Origin of the sequence: Streptomyces tailanensis, assembly GCF_008386495.1 — a bacterium.
In the GTDB taxonomy this organism is placed as follows: domain Bacteria; phylum Actinomycetota; class Actinomycetes; order Streptomycetales; family Streptomycetaceae; genus Streptomyces; species Streptomyces tailanensis.
This window is the reverse complement of the sequence record NZ_VTHJ01000011.1, coordinates 152782-170650: the sequence shown is the minus strand read 5'-3', so window position 1 is coordinate 170650 and position 17869 is coordinate 152782. Positions and strand designations below refer to the sequence as shown.

Below are 17869 nucleotides of genomic sequence, written 5' to 3'. Positions count from 1 at the left end.
CGGTCTGGCGATCGCGGTCGAGGACCTCGACTTCCAGGCGGAGAAGACCCGGGAGAAGCACGGCCGCCGGAAGCGGTTCCGCAACCTGATCTCCGGCCTGCCCACCTCCAGGCTGCGGGCCAGACTCGTCAGCAGGCTTGGCACGACCGCCGAACCGGCGACCCCGGAGGCGGAGGCGGACGGCCAGGCCGGCACCTGAGGCAGGCGTCGGCTTCGTCCGTCCACCGCTCCCGGCACACCGACCGGCGGCGGGGCTCATGGTTTCCACGGGGGGGAGCTGTGGGCTCCGCGCGCCGGTCGACTCCATTCGGCGCGCCGACGCCGCCTTCTGCTCACCCTCTCCGGATCCCGCGCTCGGGCTCGGCCGCCGAACCCCGTACCCCCTTGCGAACAGTGTGCGCATTCACGTACGTTGTTCTCGTCAACGTACGACGTGCGACGTGCGAACGCATGCGAGTGCGGTCGGATCGAGGGGGCGGAAGGTTCGTGATGGAGCAGACGGAGTACGCGACGCGCCGCCTCCCGGCCCAGGCGACACCGACCGTTGTCGCGGAACCGACGGAACCGACGGAATCGACGGAACCGAAGGGCCCGTTGGCCGCGTTCGTACGCTTCGTCGTGTGCGGTGGCGGGGTCGGAGTCGTCTCCAGCGGGGCCGTGGCGCTGCTGGCCGTGCTGGTGCCGTGGGTGGTGGCGAACGCGCTGGTCACGGTGGTGTCGACGGTCGTGGCCACCGAACTGCACGCGCGCTTCACCTTCGGCGCCGGGCGCCGGGCCGGACGGCGGGAGCATCTGCAGTCGGCCGGTTCGGCGGCGGTCGCGTACGGAGTGACCTGCGCGGCGATGGCCGTACTCCACCTCGTGCACTCCGCCCCCGGCGTCCTCGTCGAGCAGACGGTCTACCTGTCCGCGTCCGCGCTGGCCGGGGTCGGGCGGTTCCTGGTTCTACGCCTGTTCGTCTTCGCGACGAACCGGCCCGCCGAGGAGCCCGGCGACGGACGCACCGCCCAGCCCGCCCCGGTCCCGACCGCACCCCGCCGCGCCCCGCTCGGCACCACCTCCCGCCGAGCCCGGCGTCACGTCCGCCCCCTGGCCCCCACCCTGTCGTACACCTGGCACGAGTGGACCCGCCCCGGCACCGTACCGGCCGAGTGCGCGACCTGGACGACGGGCGGCTCCTGGACCCTGTGCCTGGCACGGTGACGACCGACTCCGGAGGCGACGTCGGGGGAGCGCTCGCCGATCACCGTGGTCAGGGCCGGCGCCGGCGCTCCGGCAGTCACGTGCGGTGAGCCCGGTACGGCGTAAAGCTGTGCCGGGCTCCCGTCGTCGTGCGGTGGAGCGGGGGCGTCTTGCCGGGGGTCAGGTCGTCACCAGGGAGGGGCGGTCGTAGAGGTGCTGGGTGATGGACGTGCCCGAGGCGATCGGGATGGTTGCCAGGTACTCGTCCGGGAGGGTGAAGGCGTCGACGAGGGTCGTCATGTGGGGGGCCAGGTCGGAGACGACCGTTTCTACGGTTCTCGGGAGGCCGCGTACGTGGTCGGGGCTTATCAGGCCCTCGGCGAGCAGGTCTCCGGTGTGTTCGGAGATCTGCTTGAGGAGGAACAGCCGGCACAGGCTGTGGAGGAGGAAGCGGGCCGTCGGCTGGGTGGCCTGGGCGGCGGTGGCGAGAAAGGCGTCGGCGGCCTGGAGGCGGGCGTGGGCGGAGACCACCTCCAGGGCGGCGGTGGAGGCCTCGTTCCAGCGGCCCACCGGGTCACCGGCGGGGCCCTCGCGCAGGGCGGTGCGGGCTCGGGCCTGCCAGATGGATTCGGCCTCGGCGAGCAGACCGCGCAGGAACTCCAGGTCGGCGAGTTCCTGGTCGGGGGAGAGCGGACCGAGGTGGCCGCGTTCGACCGGCTCGTGTCCGAAGAGCATCTCGCCGCCGGCCTTGAGCCAGACCACGAGGTTGTCGCCCTCCGCGGTGATCGCGCCCTCCAGGTCCTGCTGGAGTTCGGTCAGACCGTTGACCCGGAAGAGCCCCTGCGCACCGCAGCGTTCCCGGCACTCGAGGGTGATGTCCCGTGCCTGCCAGGTGATCCAGCCCTTGGCGATGGCGACCAGACGTTCCACCTCGGCCTGGTCGGCGGGGGTGTGCTCGGCCCACCGGGTCACCACTCTTCGGTGCAGGAACGTCATGGCGTACCCCGTGGCGAGGGCGCGCAGCAGTCGCCCGTGGTGGCTGCGGTGCGCGGCGAGCGGCAGGCGCTGCCCGGCCTTCGGGCCGGAGATGTGCCTGTGGTGGGCGTGTCGTACGGCGATGGCGAGCGCCGTACGGGAGACCCCGATCGCGGCGGCGCTCATGCACAGCTTGCCCGTGGTGACCCGGGCGATGGAGCGCAGGAACCGCTTGCGCCGGTTTCCCACGCCGCTGGTCACCGTGTTGTCGGGGGACAGCCGGCCGTGCTCGGCCTCCAGCAGTGCCTCGCGCGGCAGCCACACCTGGTCGAAGGAGGTGAGGCAGTGGTCGACGTTGCTCCCCAGCTTCGGTGGCAGCGCGCGGACCGTGATGCCGGGCAGATGTCCCCTCTCGTCGCTCAGCGGCACGAGGAAGAGGAAGACCCCCTGGTCCTCGCCCTCCACCAGAAGTCGCGCGGCCACCAGGGCGCTCTTCGGGCCGCCGACCAGGCTGGTGTTGGGCATGAACTTCTGGGCGCCGGGGTGGGGGGTGTCGAGGACGAAGCCGCCCGTGGCCGGGTCCAGGGTCGCGGTGGTCTCCATGGCGGCCGCGTCGTTGCCATGGTCGAGCTCGGTGCACAGGAACGTTCCTGTGCGGTTCATCGACATGTACTCGGAAAGGTCGTGCCGGCGGTCGTCGTGGTCGACGAAGCTGCCCAGAAAGAGGTTGTAGTGAATGCCCGACAGAGTGCCGAGGGCGCCGTCGACGAACCCCGTCCACTCATGCAGACTGGCGAGCAGACGCGGGTCGGAGGCGAGTGCCTCCGGGTTGTCGACCGCGTCGTTGACCAGTCGGAGCCGGTCGTACGACAGCGCCGTGCGCTCGTCCGGTGAGAGGCCCGGGCGGTACGCGAAGGCCTCGCCGCCGACGAGGGTGCGCCAGGTGTCGTGGATACGGGCCCGGTCCTGCTGGTCGAAGAGCAGGTGGGTCAGTTCCTCGGCTGCCGTGGCCCGGACCTCTCGCTGGAGGGGACCCGGCTGGGGCGGAACGCGGTCTGTTTCTCGCGTGTCTGTCTTCGTGGAGACAGCCTTGTCGAGCGTGAGCAAGGTCATGGTCACGACCTCTTCCCCCTGATTAGAGCCCAGTAGTGTGGGATCGCACGGCTCAGAAGATACGAACCAACCGGTTTTTATTCAAGACCCTTCTGCTGGTTCTCTGGCACCTTGTGAGACCTGAACGTCAGTCGTCGCCTACCGGGGGAGTAGTGCGAGGTTCCGCTTCGGAACCGGCAGTTGCCGTTCCGGCCTGCTCTTATGAGGTCGCACCGGGTGGCGGACGGGGCTCCGGCGGGGCGGGTGTGAGGGAGGTTGAAAAACCGGGAGAGCGGTTTTATTCTCGTTCTCGCCGGTCGGTTTCGCGGCTCGATGACTGCCGGACGGCTGCTCCGAACCGTCGGCGCGCAGAGTGGCCGAGCCGCACTTGCCTACGGAGCGTCACCCTGCATAGCATACGAACCTGACGGTATTTTTTTGCGGTGGTGTACGGAGGTGGTGTGTGGTGGCGCGGCAAGAACGAGCGATCAGGACGCGGGAGAAGATCGTCGTGGCGGCGGCCGCCGTGTTCGACGAGGTCGGATACGAGGCGGCGACCATCTCCCAGATCCTCAAGAAGGCTGGCGTCACGAAGGGAGCGCTGTACTTCCACTTCGCGTCGAAGGAGGAGCTCGCCCAAGAGGTCCTCGCCACGCAGGTCAACGCCGTGCCCACCGTCAAGGAACAGGAGTTGACGCTGCAGTCGGCGATCGACGAGGCCCTGTTGCTGGCGTATCTGCTCGGCGAGGGTGACCCGCTGGTGCGCGGCAGTGTCCGCCTCACGGTGGAGCAGGGCGCGCTCGACGGTCTGGACCGGCAGGTGCCCATGCGCGCCTGGGTGGAGCGCTCGGAGGAGATGTTCGCGAAGGCCAAGGCGGACGGCGAACTGCTGCCCGACACGGACGTGCCCTCCATCGCGAGGGTGTTCGTCGGCTGCTTCACCGGAGTCCAGGTGCTGTCGCACATCCTGACGCAGCACCGGGACATGGTGCAGCGCGTGTCCGACCTGTACCGGCACCTGATGTCCTCGATCGCCGTCCCGGGCGTCCTCGTACGACTGGACTTCACGCCCGCGAGGGCGCAGTACGTGTGGGAAGCCGCCCGGGCGCAGGACCGGGCGGGAGAGGAAGTCGCGCTCGGCTGAGCGCGCACGATCAACGGTGCGCCACGGGGGCACTGTTCAGCCGGGTGCGGGAACTGCCAAGTGCAAGACCGATCGACCGACCGAACGGAGAGCACCGTCTGATGAAGACCATCGCCTGCCCGTACGCTCTGGATCCCACGGCACGCGATCTGGCCGGTGAGACCGCCGCGCTGCGGGAACGCGGCGCGGTCGCCGAGGTGAGCCTGCCGGGCGGGGTGACGGCCTGGGCCGCCAACCGCCACCGGTACGTCAAGCAGCTGCTCGCCGATCCGCGCGTGTCCCGGGACCCCCGGCAGCACTGGCCGGCCTACATCGAGGGGCACATCACCGAGGAGTGGCCGCTCTACCCCTGGGTGTCGGCGAAGACCATGCTCTTCTCCTACGGCGCCGACCATGCCCGGCTGCGGCGGCTGATCGCCGGCGCCTTCACCACACGGCGGACCGAACTGCTCAGACCCTGGGTCGAGGAGATGTCCGCCGCGCTCACCGACGGCCTGGCGGCCCTGCCCGCCGGGCAGGAGACCGACCTGCTGCCCGCCTTCGCGGCGCTGCTGCCCATGCGGGTGATCTGCGAACTCTTCGGTGTGCCCGAGGGGTCCAGGCTCCCGCTGGCCGACGCCATCGGCACCACCGTCAGCACCTCGGCGACCCCCTCGGAGATCAACGCGGCCCGCATACGGATCGGCGAGATGCTGGCCGAACTCGTCGCCCTCAAGCGGGTCGACCCCGGCGACGACCTCACCTCCGCACTGATCACGGCCCGCGACGAGGACGACAAGCTCAGCGAGCAGGAACTGGTCGACAGCCTGTACCTCATGATCGCCGCCGGTCAGGAGACCACGACCGGGGCGATCTGCAACGCCGTCGCCGCGCTGCTCGACCGCCCCGACCAACTGGAGCACGTACGGTCCGGCCGGGCGAGCTGGACGGACGTGGTCGACGAGACCGTCCGGGTGCACAACCCCCCGGCGTACGTCCCGCTGCGGTTCGCCGTCGAGGACATCACGCTGGACGACGGCACCACGATCAAGCAGGGCGACCCGATCATCGTCAACTTCGCCGCCCCGGGCCTCGATCCGGAGCGGTACGGGGACGACGCGGCCGTCTTCGACGTGCTGCGCACCGACCGGGACTCCCTCGGCTTCGGACACGGCGTCCACCGCTGCCTGGGCATGCCCCTGGGCCGCATGGAGTCCGCCATCGCCCTGGAGGCGCTCTTCGGCCGGTTCCCCGACATGCGGCTCGCGAGGCCCGTGGCGGAGCTCCGGCCGATGCCCACCTTCCTCTTCAACGGTTACGCCTCCCTTCCTGTGGTGCTGCGCTCCGAGTGAACGGGCGCCCTGCGCAACGGTGTTGAGGGGGGATCAGGATCAGCGTGTGCCCCGCGGCCGAACTCCGGCGGCCGCGGGGCACACGTGTGTCCGGGTGCGTCCCACCCCGCGCCGGTGTCCGTGTCGCTCGTGTGCACATCCCGTGTCCCTTGAGCGGGGGTGATGATTCCGGTGGCGTGGGCTCCGGTTCGGGTACCTACCGTTATGAACGGTGCACCTAACGTCTGATCCGTTCAGTGGCCATCTAGAAACCGCGAGGGCGGTTTGGTACCGTAAGGGTGAGCTAGGGAGCGGGCCAGGGGTCCAGCGGGGGCGTCCCGAGCGCACAGGTCTGCCAGGTTCCCGCGTAGTGACGGAGCGCCCTCATGGCCAAGCAGGAGCGCGCGGTGCGTACGCGTAACGCGCTGATCGAGTCCGCCGCCGAGCTGTTCGACCGTGACGGGTTCGAGACGGCGTCCCTGTCCATGATCAGCGCCCGGGCCGGGGTGAGCAGCGGGGCGCTGCACTTCCACTTCGCCAGCAAGGCGGACCTCGCCGACGCGGTCGGCCATGCGGCGGCGCTGCGCCTGGACCGCATCACCGCCCGGGAGGCCGACGACACCCTCCAGTCGCTCATCGACGCCACCTATGCTCTGGTCGCCGCCCTCGGCCGTGACGCCGTGCTGCGCGCCGGGTTCGGCCTGAGTGACGGGGTCGGGCGGGAGCGGGCCGGCGCCGGGGTGCGGCAGGTCTGGCAGGAGTGGGTGGAGGGCGTACTGGTCCGGGCCGCCGCGGAGGGGGCCCTCGCGCGCGGTGTCTCCGCCGAGGACGCGGCCGCCGTGGTCGTCGCCGCCACCGCCGGCCTGGAATCCCTGGGTCGACATGACCCCCGCTGGTTCTCCCCCGACTCCCTGACCCGCTTCTGGCGGCTGTTGCTGCCCCGGCTGGCCCGGACGTCGAATCTGCGTGCGTCGGCGCCCTCGGTGGCGCCTGGTTCTCTCGCGGCGAGCGGGGCGAGGCGCCTGAATCGCCGGTATTGAAAACCGCGATGCCGGTATGTTTTGATGGAGGGGCAGTCGGCGGTCAGGGTGAAGCCTCCAGACGGATACCCCTGATTTGCTGGCAAAACAGACTCTCGCAGCCGTGCCTACATCCCCCGGGGCACGGCTGCGGGCCGTTTTTATGCCCATACGCCGGAGTGTGGCGAGGGATCCCGCGGCGAGAAACCGGTGCACGAGGGGCTGAAACAATCCGCGCGCCTGGTATGTTTTTGGCGACGGTTGAGAGGGCCACGGGGGAAAGCAGAGCTGTGGCCCGCCCGTACGGGGAGGAGCGAACACGTCATGAACGTCTCAGGCGCTCACGCCGAAACCACTGACCGCCGGGAAGGCCCCAGGCCGGGCCTGCGTCTGGCCGTCGCGGCGGGCACCGACGCGCCGCCGACCGGCGCCGGGCCCGTCGGTGAGCCGGGGCGAGCTCGGCGGCGTACCGCGGTCGTGGACATCGACTCGCTCGACGCCTCCGACTCGCCGCGGCTCGGCGGCGAGAACCGCGACCATGTGCGGATGCTCGCCGAGCAGGAGGAGCCGCTGCCGCCGATCCTGGTCCACCAGCCGACCATGAGGGTCATCGACGGCATGCACCGGCTCGCCGCGGCCCGGCTGCGCGGGGCCGGCACCATCGAGGTCGAGTACTTCGACGGTGGCGAGGACGAGGTCTTCGCCCTCTCCGTCGAGCTCAACATCGCGCACGGGCTTCCGCTGTCGCAGGCCGACCGCACGGCCGCCGCCGAACGCATCCTCAAGACCCACCCCTACTGGTCCGACCGCCGCGTCGCCTCCAACGCCGGGCTCGCCCCCAGCACCGTCGCGGCGATCCGCCGGCGTTCAACGGGGCGAAGTGACCAGTTGAACGCGCCCCGTGTCGGCCGGGACGGGCGCGTACGGCCGTTGCAGGCGACCGAGGGGCGGTTGCGGGCGAGCCAGGTCATCGCCGCGAACCCCACGGCGTCGCTCCGCGAGATCGCCGAGCGGGCCGGGATCGCCACGGCCACGGCGAAGGATGTGCGGGATCGGATACGGCGGGGGGAGGGGCCCTTGCCGGTGGCTCCGCCGGTTCAGCCGAAGGGTGGCGCCGCCGGGCCAGGTGGCGACGTGGGTTCAGGTGGGGCTGTCGGTTCCGGTCGGGCTGTTGGTTCCGGTGGTGCCGCCGGGCGTGAGGGGTCGCGTATGTCGGCTGCGGCTATCGGGTTGATTCTGCCGAATATTCGTAAGGATCCGTCGTTGCGGACCGAGGCGGGGCGGATGTTGTTGCAGATGCTCAGCGTGCATTCGATCGGGGACGAGGCGAAGTGGCAGCGGTTGGCTCGGAGCGTGCCGGGGCATCGGGCACCGATGCTCGCGCAGGCGGCGCGGAGGTGTGCGGATCATTGGTTGCGGTTGGCCAATGAGCTTGAGATGCGGCGGGGTTGAGGCGTCGATTCGCCTAGTCGCCGTAGGGGTGGCTTGTTTGGGCGGCGAGTGCGGGTTGTTTGTGGCTGGTCGCGCCCACGCGGCGGAGCCGCAGATCGACACAGCCCCGCGCCCCTTTGGGGGCGCGGCCGCAGGGGCCGTGAATTTTCGGTCGCTCCCTTTTGCATTTGAACTCTCTGAACTCCCAGAACTCCTATGGAGGACACGCATGTCTGAATACAGTCCCGATCTTCTTGTTGAGACGCCCTGGATCTGGCGGGCTCGGCGGCCTCGTGCTCGGGCTCGGCTTATTTGTTTTCCGCATGCGGGGGCCGGGGCCGGGGCCTACGGGGAGTGGGCGCGGTTGCTGGGGGCGGAGGTCGAGCTCGTGGCTGTGCAGTTGCCGGGGCGGCAGAACCGGATCGCCGAGGAACCGGTGAACGAGGTGAGGCCGTTGGTGAGGGTGCTCACGCAGGCGTTGCGGCCCGTGCTGGACGGGGAGTTCGCGTTCTTCGGGCACTCGGGGGGTGCGGCGCTGGCGTACGAGGTGGCCAAGACGTTGCGGGAGAAGGGCGGGCCCCAGCCGAGTCAGCTGTTCCTGTCGGCCCAGCCCGCGCCCGGCACCGTCGGGCGCGTCCCGGTGATGCACACGCTCTCCGACGCCGAACTCGGCGCCGAAGTGGTGCGGTTGGGCGGGATCGAGCCCGAGATCGCCGAGGACGAGGAGGTCATGGAGGGGCTGCTGCCCGTCCTGCGTGCCGACTTCTCGCTCTGGGAGCGGCACCGCGTGGAGCCGGGGCCGCCGCTCGACGCCCCCATCACCGTGCTCAGCGGCGACGCCGACCCCCGTGCGCCCAAGGACACCCTCTACGGGTGGGCCGCGCACACCACCGGCGCCTTCCGCACCCGGTTCTACCCAGGCGGCCACTTCTACTTCATGAGCGATCCGAGCGACTTGGTCGCCTACCTCGGCCAGTCCCTCGGCCAGTCCCTCGGCCAGTCCCTCGGCCGGTCCGTAAGTCAGTCCCTCAGTCCCGAACTCGCGGGGAGCGCGCGATGACCCTCACACCCCACTCCACACCCGGCGTCGAACCCGTCGTCGCCGCCCGTCTCGCCGCCGCCACCCGCGCGGTACCCGGCGTGCGTGACGCCGCCGTCGTCGTACGACAGGAGGCGCGGACCGCCGACAGCGGCGATTTTGATCCCTTGCCCGTACACATGGAGAACACCGACGAGAGCACCAGGCCGTCGGACACCGACCGGCCCTCCTCCGAGACCTTCGGCGGCGAGCTGCGCATACCCGACGGGGCTCCCATGACCCTGCAGGAAGGGCTGCGGCAGGCCGCCGAACTCAGCTCGCAGCAGGGGACCTTGTACGTGCGGCGGGGAGAGGCGGACGACTTCCAGACATACGCCGAGCTGCTCGTCGAGGCCGAGCGGGTGCTCGGGGGGCTGCGGGCGGCGGGGCTCGGGCCCGGGGACGCCGCGCTGTTCCAGTTCCGGGATCACCGGGCGTACATGACCGCGTTCTGGGCCTGTGTGCTCGGCGGGTTCGTACCGACGCCGGTCGCGGTGGCGACGACGTACGAGAGCCACAACGAGACGACCCGGAAGCTGCACAACGCGTGGCAGCTGCTCGACCGGCCGGTGATCCTCACCGATACCGGTACGGCTCCGGCGCTCGCGGGGCTGCACGGGCTGTGGGGGGCGCCGGATCTGCGGATCCTCCAGATCGGTGAACTGATCACCCACGAGCGGGACTCCGACTGGTACGCGACCACTCCCGACTCGCCGGTCATCAATCTGCTGACCTCGGGCAGTACCGGCGTTCCCAAGTGCGTCCAGCACACCAATGCCTCCGTGGCCGCCCGGGAATGGGCCGTCATCCAGGCGCGGGGCTACACCGGAGAGGACGTCAGCCTCATCTGGATGCCGCTCGACCACGTGACGATGGTCTATTACAACGTCCGGGACGTTTTTCTGCGCTGCCGGCATGTCAACGGGCGCATCGACGACGTACTCGGTGATCCGCTGCTGTGGCTGGACTGGATCGACCGGTACGGCGTCACCAACACCTGGGCGCCGAACTTCGCGTACAACCTCGTCAACGAGTGTGCCGAGGAGATCGGGCGGCGGAGCTGGGATCTGTCGCGGATGCGGGAGTTCGTCAACGCGGGCGAGCCCGTGGTGGCCGCCACCAGTCATCGGTTCCTGGAGCTGCTGGCGCCGCACGGGCTGCGGGCGGACGCGATGGTGCCGTGCTGGGGGATGTCGGAGACCTGCTCCGGCGTCACGTACACGCGGCAGAGCCGGGACGACCGGGAGCTCGGGACCGTTGTCGTGCGGCAGTCGTCCCTGGGCGAGGACCGCCTCGTCTACGAGACGTCGGGTCACAAGGGCGCCGTCGCCTTCACCGAGGTCGGCGGCCCCATCCCGGGCGTGACCATCCGGGTCGTCGGCGATGACGGGCGGACGTTGCCCCGGGACCGGGTCGGGGAGTTGCAGATCCGTGGGGTGACCATGCTGCGGCACTACCACGGGAACGCCGAGGCGAACCGGGACGCGTTCACCGAGGACGGGTGGTTCCGGACCGGGGACCTCGCCTTCGTGCGGGACGGGGCGCTGGTGATCGCCGGGCGGAAGAAGGACCAGATCATCGTGCGGGGCGCCAACTTCGTCGCGCATGAGCTGGAGAGCGTCGTCGAGCAGGTCGAGGGCGTGCGGGTCACCTTCTCGGCGGCCGCCGGGGTGCGGGAGCCGGGGGAGGGGCCCGACCGGCTGGTGATCTTCTTCGTGCCGGTGCGCTGGGACCCCGACACGCTCGCCCGGACCTTCCAGGAGGTACGGGCCGCGCTGGTGCGGGAGGCCGGGATCGCGCCGGATGTCGTCGTGCCGGTCACCGATGCCGAGTTCCCGAAGACCGCCAGCGGCAAGATCCAGCGGGCCGCGCTCGTCGCCGATCTGCGGGCCGGGCGGTTCGCGGACCGGATCGCCGGTGACGAGGAGGTGCCGGACGAGTCCGGGTCGTGGTTCTTCCGGCGGCAGTGGTCCCGGCTGCCCGCCGCGCAGGCCCCGGCCGACAAGGGGTCCTCCCGGCTGGTGTTCTCCGCCGACTGCGGTACGCGCGTGGTGTTCGCCGAGGAGGAGCAGCTCGCCGGGCTGGGGCTGGACGACGAGGCGGCGGTGCTGGTCGGCAAGGGGCGGTCGTTCGCCGAGGTGGACCTCGACCGGTACCGGGTCGTGCCCGGCGAACCCGAGGACCTGCGGCGCGTACTGACCGACGTCACCGCCCACTACGGGCCCATCGACTCGGTGGTGTTCGCCTGGCCGCTGGACGACAAGGACGACAAGGGTGCCGGGGCACGCGAGGGGAAGGGTGCCGGGCCGTTCGACGACAAGGGCGCCGGGCCGGCCGAACGGCTCGCCGCCGTCACCGGTCAGCTCACCGCCCTCATCCAGGTCCTGGGCGAGTTCGGGGCCCCGCTGCTGCTCGTGCTCACCGAGGGCGCGGTCCATGTGCGGCCCGGTGACCGGGTCGACCTCGGTGTCTGCGCCCTGCCGGGGCTCGTGCGCACGGCGGTCGCCGAGAACCCGTTGATCACCGTGCGGCAGCTGGACCTGCCCGCCGACCATGGGCAGTGGGCGCGTGCCGTGCGCACCGAGCTCGCCGACCCGACCCACACCGGGGTGGTCGCCGCGCGCGAGGGGCTGCGCTGGCAGCCGAGGCTGCGCGCGGTCGACGAGGAGACCGAGGCCGAGGGCGCGCCGCCGCTGGTGGCGGGCGGGCTGTACCTGGTCACCGGCGGTCTCGGCGGGATCGCGAGCGACCTCGCCGGGTATCTGCTGGCCGCGTACGGGGTACGGCTGCTGCTTGTGGGCCGGTCGCCGGCCGAGGGCGCGAAGGCGGCCCGGCTGAGGGACCTCACCGACCTCGGCGAGGTCACCTACCGGCAGGTCGACATCACCGACCCGGAGCAGCTCGGGGCCGCGGTCGCCGCCGCCGAGCAGCGCTGGGGGCGCCCGCTGGACGGCGTACTGCACCTGGCCGCCGCGGACGTCTCCGAGCAGTGGAAGAACCTCGAACGGCACACGCTGGCCCGGGAGTCCGAGGACGGCTTCCGTGCCCAGTACGCCGCCAAGGTCGGGGGCACCCTCGCCATCGCCGACGTCCTCGCGGACCGGCCGGAGGCCTCGCTGGTCCTCTTCGGGTCGGTCAACGGCGAGTTCGGCGGCCATTCCTTCGGCGCGTACTCCGCCGCCAGCGCGTTCCTCGTGGGGTTCGCCGACCACTGGCACCACGAGCTCGGCCGGAGTGTGCGCTGCCTCGCCTGGAGCCTGTGGGACGACATCGGCATGAGCCAGGGCCAGTCCACGGCACCCGCACGCCGCCGCGGCTTCCGCGCGATCGACCCCGAGCGGGGGCTGCGCTGCTTCCTCACGGCCACGGCACTGCCGTACCACTACCAGCTCATCGGCCTCGACCCGGCCAACCCCGTGATCGTGGGCGAGCTCGCGCCGGACGAGCTGAGCGTGCGCGAGGTGCTGGTCGCCTACACGACCGACCCGGACGCCGCCGCCGACCCGGCCGCCGTCCACGCCGCGCTCGCCCCGGTCATGGGCGAACTCCCCGTGCCCGTACGGCTGATGGAGGTCGCCCGCATCCCCAAGGACGGCACCGGCGCCGTCGACACCACCCAGCTCCTCCTTGACATGGCCCCCCGCCGGTCCGCCCTCGGCAAGCGGAAGTACACCGCGCCGGAGGGTGAGCTGGAGCAGCGGATCGCCGCCATCTGGTCCGACGTCCTCGGCCAGAAGACCGTCGGCCGCGACGACTCCTTCTTCGACCTCGGCGGCAACTCCCTCCGCGCCACCCGCCTCCTCGCCCGCCTCGCCCAAGAACTCGCGATCCGGCTGAGCACGCACGAGCTGTACGAGAACCCGACGGTGGAGGGGATGGCCGCGCTGGCGGGGGAGCGGCCCGCGACGACGGAGACGGCGACAGGGTCGGGCGCGGAGACCGGGAAGGCGGCGAGGGCCGGGACGGCGGCAGGGGCGGCTGCCGCGAGGGCCGGGCAGTGATCCGGCCCGCCGCCAGGGCTGAGGTGCCTGCGGCTTCGCCGCCGGCACCTGCACCGGCCGCGCCGTCGGCGCCTGCCCCTGCGATGCCCGTACCCCCGTCGCCGGCCCCCTCCTCACCCCCGCCCGTGACACTCCCCGCCCCCGACACCGGCCCCCTCCAACTCGTCGTGCACCTGGCCGGCTGGGTCGATCCCGTACGGATGCGTACGGCCGTCAAGGGGCTGTTCGCCCGGGAGGGGCCGAGGCCGTTCTGGCGGGAGTCGGATCTCGGGGTGCTGACGATCGGGGAGCGGACCGAGGCGCTCGATGCGCTGCTCGCGGCTGACCGGGCGAGCGTCGGCTGCCCCGGGCCCCCGGTGCGGGTCGCGCTCGTGCGGCTGGCGTGGGAGCGGCACCTGTTGCTGGTCACCACGCGGCAGTTGCACCTCGACGAGGGAGCGCTGCGCTCGCTGCTGCGGGCCCTGCTGCGGTCGTACGTCACCGGGGGCGCCGCCCGGCTCCCCGGCTCCCCGGTGGCCGTCGAGGAAGTCGAGGTGCCGTTGAGCGTGGCGGACGCGGGGCGGCTCACCCTGCGGGCGCTGGGGCTCGGGGTCAGCCTGGAGACGGTGGTGCGCGGTGCCTGGACCGTGGCCCTGACCGGCGCCCCCGGGCGCCGGGAGGCGGTGCTCGGCGTCCAGGACATCGGTACGCCCGGGCTCGGCGCCTCCGGGCGGGTCACCGTCACCGGGGTCCGGGCGGTGCACCACGGGCAGCCGCCGCTGGCCCTCGTCCTGCGGGCCGCCCCGGGGCCGCTGGAGCTGCGGCTGCGGTGCGCGCGGGGGCTGTTCGGGGACGCGGCCGCGCGGGACACCGCGGAGCGGCTGGCCGGCGTACTGCGGCGGCTCGCCACGGATTCACGGGCGGCTGTTTCCAGCGACGGTGAATTCCCCGTCCCGCTCGCCCAACTGGTCGGTTGAACACGCTTGTTGGGTAATAGAGGCGACCTTAGGGTCGTTATCGAATCCCTTTCTCAGTAATTTCCTTCCGGTCATTCATGGAATTCCCGGACGGTACCCCCCTGCCCATTCGCGTCATTCCAGTGAGAGAAGAGGTGTGGAAATTGACCGGCGAGCAGGACGCCGGCGCCGCACGCGCCCTGGTTCTGGAGGAGTTCAACGACACCGGCCGTGAACTGCCGGTCACCACCCTCGTCGCGCCCATCGAGGAGCAGGTCCGGCGCACCCCGGACGCGACGGCCCTGGTCTTCGGCGGCGAGACGCTGACGTACGCCGAGTTCGACGCTCGCGCCGACCGGCTGGCCCGCCACCTGGTCGGGCTCGGCGTCCGCCCCGGCAGCACGGTCGCCGTCGCCGTGCCGCGCTCCCTGGAGCTGCTGTTCACCCTGGTCGCCGTACTGAAGGCGGGCGGCGCCTATCTGCCGCTGGACCCGGACTACCCGGCCGACCGGCTCGCCTACATGCTCGACCACACGGGCCCGGCCTGCGTCGTCGCGGACACCGCCGGACGGGTACCCGTACCGGAGGGCATCCCCGTCGTCGTACTGGACGAGGCATCCCTCCCGGAGACGGCCGCCACCCCGTTGCCGCAGGTCACCCCCGACCACCCGGCCTACATCATCTTCACCTCCGGCTCCACCGGCCGCCCCAAGGGTGTGGTCGTCCCGCACTCGGCCATCGACAACCGGCTGCGCTGGATGCAGGCGGAGTACGAACTCACGGCCGCCGACCGGGTGTTGCAGAAGACACCCTCAGGCTTCGACGTGTCCGTGTGGGAGTTCTTCTGGGCGCTGCGGGAGGGTGCGGCGATCGTCGTCGCGGAGCCGGGCGGGCACAAGGACCCGGCCTACCTCGCGCGGACGATCCGCGAACTCGGCGTCACCACCTGCCACTTCGTGCCCTCGATGCTCCAGGTGTTCCTGGCGGAGCCCAAGGCGGCGACCTGCACGGGGCTGCGGCAGGTGTTCTGCTCCGGCGAGGCGCTGCCGCGCGAGGCGGTGCGGGAGTTCGGGCGGCTGCTGCCCGGCGTGGAGCTGCACAACCTGTACGGGCCGACCGAGGCCGCCGTCGACGTGACGTACCACCCCTGCGACACCGGCGCCGACGGTCCCGTACCGATCGGGAAGCCCGTGTGGAACACCCGGCTGTACGTCCTCGACGCCGGGCTGCGGCCGTGCGGGGTCGGCGAGCCCGGGGAGCTGTACCTCGCGGGCGTGCAACTGGCGAGCGCCTATCTGGGGCGGCCGGAGATCACCGCCGACCGGTTCCTCGCGGACCCGTACGGGCCGGCCGGGACCCGGATGTACCGCACCGGCGACCTGGCCCGCTGGACCGCCGACGGCGAGGTCGAATACCTCGGGCGCACCGATCACCAGGTCAAGCTGCGCGGGCTGCGCATCGAGCTGGGCGAGATCGAGTCCGTGCTCCTCGCCCACCCCGCCGTACGGCAGGCCGCGGTCGTCGCCCACGAGGGGCGGCAGCTGGTCGCGTACCTGGTGGCGGACGGGGCCGGGGCCGACGAGCTGCGGGCCCTGGCCGCCGGGCGGCTGCCGGAGTTCATGGTCCCGGCGGCGTTCATGTTCCTCGACGCCCTGCCGCTCTCCCCGAACGGCAAGCTCGACCGCAAGGCGCTGCCCGAGCCCGTCTTCACCGGCGGGGAGTACCGGGCGCCCCGCACCCCGGAGGAGGAGATCCTCGCCGAGGTGTACGCCGAGGTACTGGGCCTGGAACGGGTCGGCGCCGACGACGACTTCCTCGCGATCGGCGGCGATTCGCTGCGCTCGGTGAAGGTGGTGGCACGGGCCCGCGCCCGGGGCCTGGAGATCACCCAGCGGCAGGTGCTCACGTACCGGACCGTGGCCCGGCTCGCCCCGCACGCGGGGACGCCCACCGAGGCGTACGAGGACGTGGTGGGCCCGCTCGTCTCGCTGCGCGACGAGGATCTGGCCGCCTTCCGTGAGCGGTATCCGAACCTGTCGGACGTGTGGCCGCTGACGCCGATGCAGTCCGGGATGCTGTTCGAGTCGATGCTCAGCGACAGCGGCTACGACGCCTACCGCATGCAGTCGGTGTTCACGCTCTCCGGCCGCGTCGACCCCGAACGGATGCGGGCCGCCGGGCAGGCCCTGCTCGAACGGCACCCGGCGCTGCGCGCCGCCTTCGCGTCGGACGCCGACGGCGATCTGGTCCAGCTGGTGATGGACGGCGTCGAACTCCCTTGGCAGGAGCGGGACTTCAGGACCCTGGTGCCCGAGGAGCGGGACGCGGCCTTCGAACGCTTCCTCGCCGAGGACCAGGCCGTGCCCTTCGACCTCGCCTCCCCGCCGCTGCTGCGCATGACCCTGGTCCGGCTGGGCGCCGAGCAGGCGGCCGTCGTCCTCACCCTGCACCACGCCCTCCTCGACGGCTGGTCCGAGCCGGTCCTGGCCCAGGACCTGCTGCGTCTGTACGGCTCCCACGGCGATCCGGCGCCCCTCCCGCCCGCCCGCGGTTTCCGCGACCACCTCGCCTGGCTGGCCCGGCAGGACCGGGAGAGCGCGGCCAGGGCCTGGGCCGCCGAACTCGACGGCGTGGACCGTCCGACGCTGCTCGCCGGCACGGCGGTCGCCCGCGACGAGGCGTCCGGATCGGACGTCGGCACAGTGGCCGTGCCCTTGGCGGCCGAGGACGCCGAGCGGCTCGTCCGGCGGGCCGGCGAACTGGGCGTCACCCTCAACACGCTGGTGCAGGGCGCCTGGGCCGTCGCCCTCGGCGCGCTCACCGGACGCGACGACGTGCTGTTCGGCGCCACCGTCTCCGGCCGCCCGCCCGGGCTGCCCGGCGTGGAGTCGATGGTCGGGCTGTTCATCAACACCCTTCCGGTACGGGTGCGGCACACCCCCGAGGACGCTCTCGGCACGCTGCTCACCGCCCTCCAGGAACGGCAGACCGAGCTGCTCGACCATCACCACCAGCCGCTGAGCGGCCTGTACGAGGCCACCGACCTGGGGGCGCTCTTCGACACCCTGCTCGTCTACCAGGCCTTCCCCGTCGACGACTCCGGCCTCGCCGAGGCCTGTGCCGCCGCCCGCCTCACCCTCGACGGGACGCGCTCGCTCGGCGGCTCCAACTACCCGCTGACCCTGATCGCCGAGACCGAACCCCGGCTGCGGCTGACCTTCCAGTACCAGCGGGGCGTCTTCGAACAGGACACCGCGGAGCGGGTCGCCACCGCCGTCCACACGGTGCTGAGGGCCCTGGCCGCCGACCCGGAACAGCCGGTGGGCGCGCTGGACCTCGGGGGCCCGATCACAGCCGTAGCAGAGCAGGTCGAACAGACCGCCCCCGAAGCGGCCACCCCCGAAACCCCCCTCACCCCCCACCAACAGGCCCTCTGCGACCTGCTCACCGACCTCCTCGGCGCCGACCGCGTCGACCGCGTCGGCGTCCACGACAACTTCTTCAACCTGGGCGTGACCTCGCTGCTCGCGACCCGCCTCAAGAGCCGGATCCGTACGCGGCTGGGTGCCGAGGTCTCCATCAAGACGATCTTCTCCAGCCCCACGGTCGCCCAACTCGCCGACCACATCGCCGGCGGTGCCTCCGCCACGACCACGTCCAGCCCGAGCAGGCCCCGTCTGCGCAGAATGAACAAGGAGTAGT

9 protein-coding genes and 2 pseudogenes are annotated in these 17869 nt (G+C 71.7%); 10 read left to right on the top strand and 1 reads right to left on the bottom strand.

Annotated elements, in window-relative coordinates; all coding sequences use genetic code 11:
* Together F3T56_RS11990 and F3T56_RS11985 are read left to right on the top strand one after the other, a co-directional pair.
* Window positions 1-199: pseudogene (locus tag F3T56_RS11990) on the top strand (hypothetical protein); the annotation flags it as partial.
* Between the two features lie 290 nt (window positions 200-489).
* Window positions 490-1026, top strand: a pseudogene (locus F3T56_RS11985) (GtrA family protein); the annotation flags it as partial.
* A 336-nt stretch (window positions 1027-1362) separates the two neighbouring features.
* On the opposite strand, the gene F3T56_RS11980 reads toward F3T56_RS11985, so the two are convergent.
* Complete coding sequence (locus F3T56_RS11980; protein ID WP_149824922.1) at window positions 1363-3270, bottom strand: acyl-CoA dehydrogenase family protein; 1908 nt, start codon at window positions 3268-3270, stop codon at window positions 1363-1365.
* Window positions 3271-3715: 445 nt separating this feature from the next.
* Here F3T56_RS11980 and F3T56_RS11975 point away from each other — a divergent pair, with 445 nt between their 5' ends.
* The 8 genes from F3T56_RS11975 to F3T56_RS11940 all read left to right on the top strand — a co-directional run bounded on the left by F3T56_RS11975 (window position 3716) and on the right by F3T56_RS11940 (window position 17868).
* Window positions 3716-4393 (top strand): ScbR family autoregulator-binding transcription factor, encoded by a 678-nt coding sequence (locus F3T56_RS11975; protein WP_149824920.1) that lies wholly within the window; start codon window positions 3716-3718, stop codon window positions 4391-4393.
* Between the two features lie 101 nt (window positions 4394-4494).
* Window positions 4495-5724, top strand: coding sequence for a cytochrome P450 family protein (locus F3T56_RS11970; RefSeq protein WP_149824893.1), 1230 nt, complete (start codon window positions 4495-4497; stop codon window positions 5722-5724).
* A gap of 365 nt (window positions 5725-6089) precedes the next feature.
* Entirely contained in the window at window positions 6090-6743 is a 654-nt protein-coding gene (locus F3T56_RS11965; protein WP_149824892.1) for a ScbR family autoregulator-binding transcription factor, read from the top strand.
* Window positions 6744-7046: 303 nt separating this feature from the next.
* Entirely contained in the window at window positions 7047-8174 is a 1128-nt protein-coding gene (locus F3T56_RS11960) for a ParB/RepB/Spo0J family partition protein (protein ID WP_149824890.1), read from the top strand.
* Window positions 8149-9213, top strand: coding sequence for a thioesterase II family protein (locus F3T56_RS11955; protein ID WP_425473563.1), 1065 nt, complete (start codon window positions 8149-8151; stop codon window positions 9211-9213). The genes F3T56_RS11960 and F3T56_RS11955 overlap by 26 nt, the downstream gene beginning before the upstream one ends.
* Window positions 9210-13232, top strand: a complete 4023-nt coding sequence (locus F3T56_RS11950) for an SDR family NAD(P)-dependent oxidoreductase (RefSeq protein WP_149824887.1) — start codon at window positions 9210-9212, stop codon at window positions 13230-13232. The genes F3T56_RS11955 and F3T56_RS11950 overlap by 4 nt, the downstream gene beginning before the upstream one ends.
* 125 nt (window positions 13233-13357) lie before the next feature.
* A complete protein-coding gene (locus tag F3T56_RS11945) occupies window positions 13358-14188 on the top strand; it encodes a condensation domain-containing protein (protein WP_149824886.1) in 831 nt (276 codons plus the stop codon).
* Between the two features lie 143 nt (window positions 14189-14331).
* Window positions 14332-17868 carry a non-ribosomal peptide synthetase gene (locus F3T56_RS11940; RefSeq protein WP_172638905.1) on the top strand — a complete coding sequence of 1179 codons (3537 nt, stop codon included), beginning with the start codon at window positions 14332-14334 and terminating at the stop codon, window positions 17866-17868.
* Window position 17869: the final 1 nt, after the last annotated feature.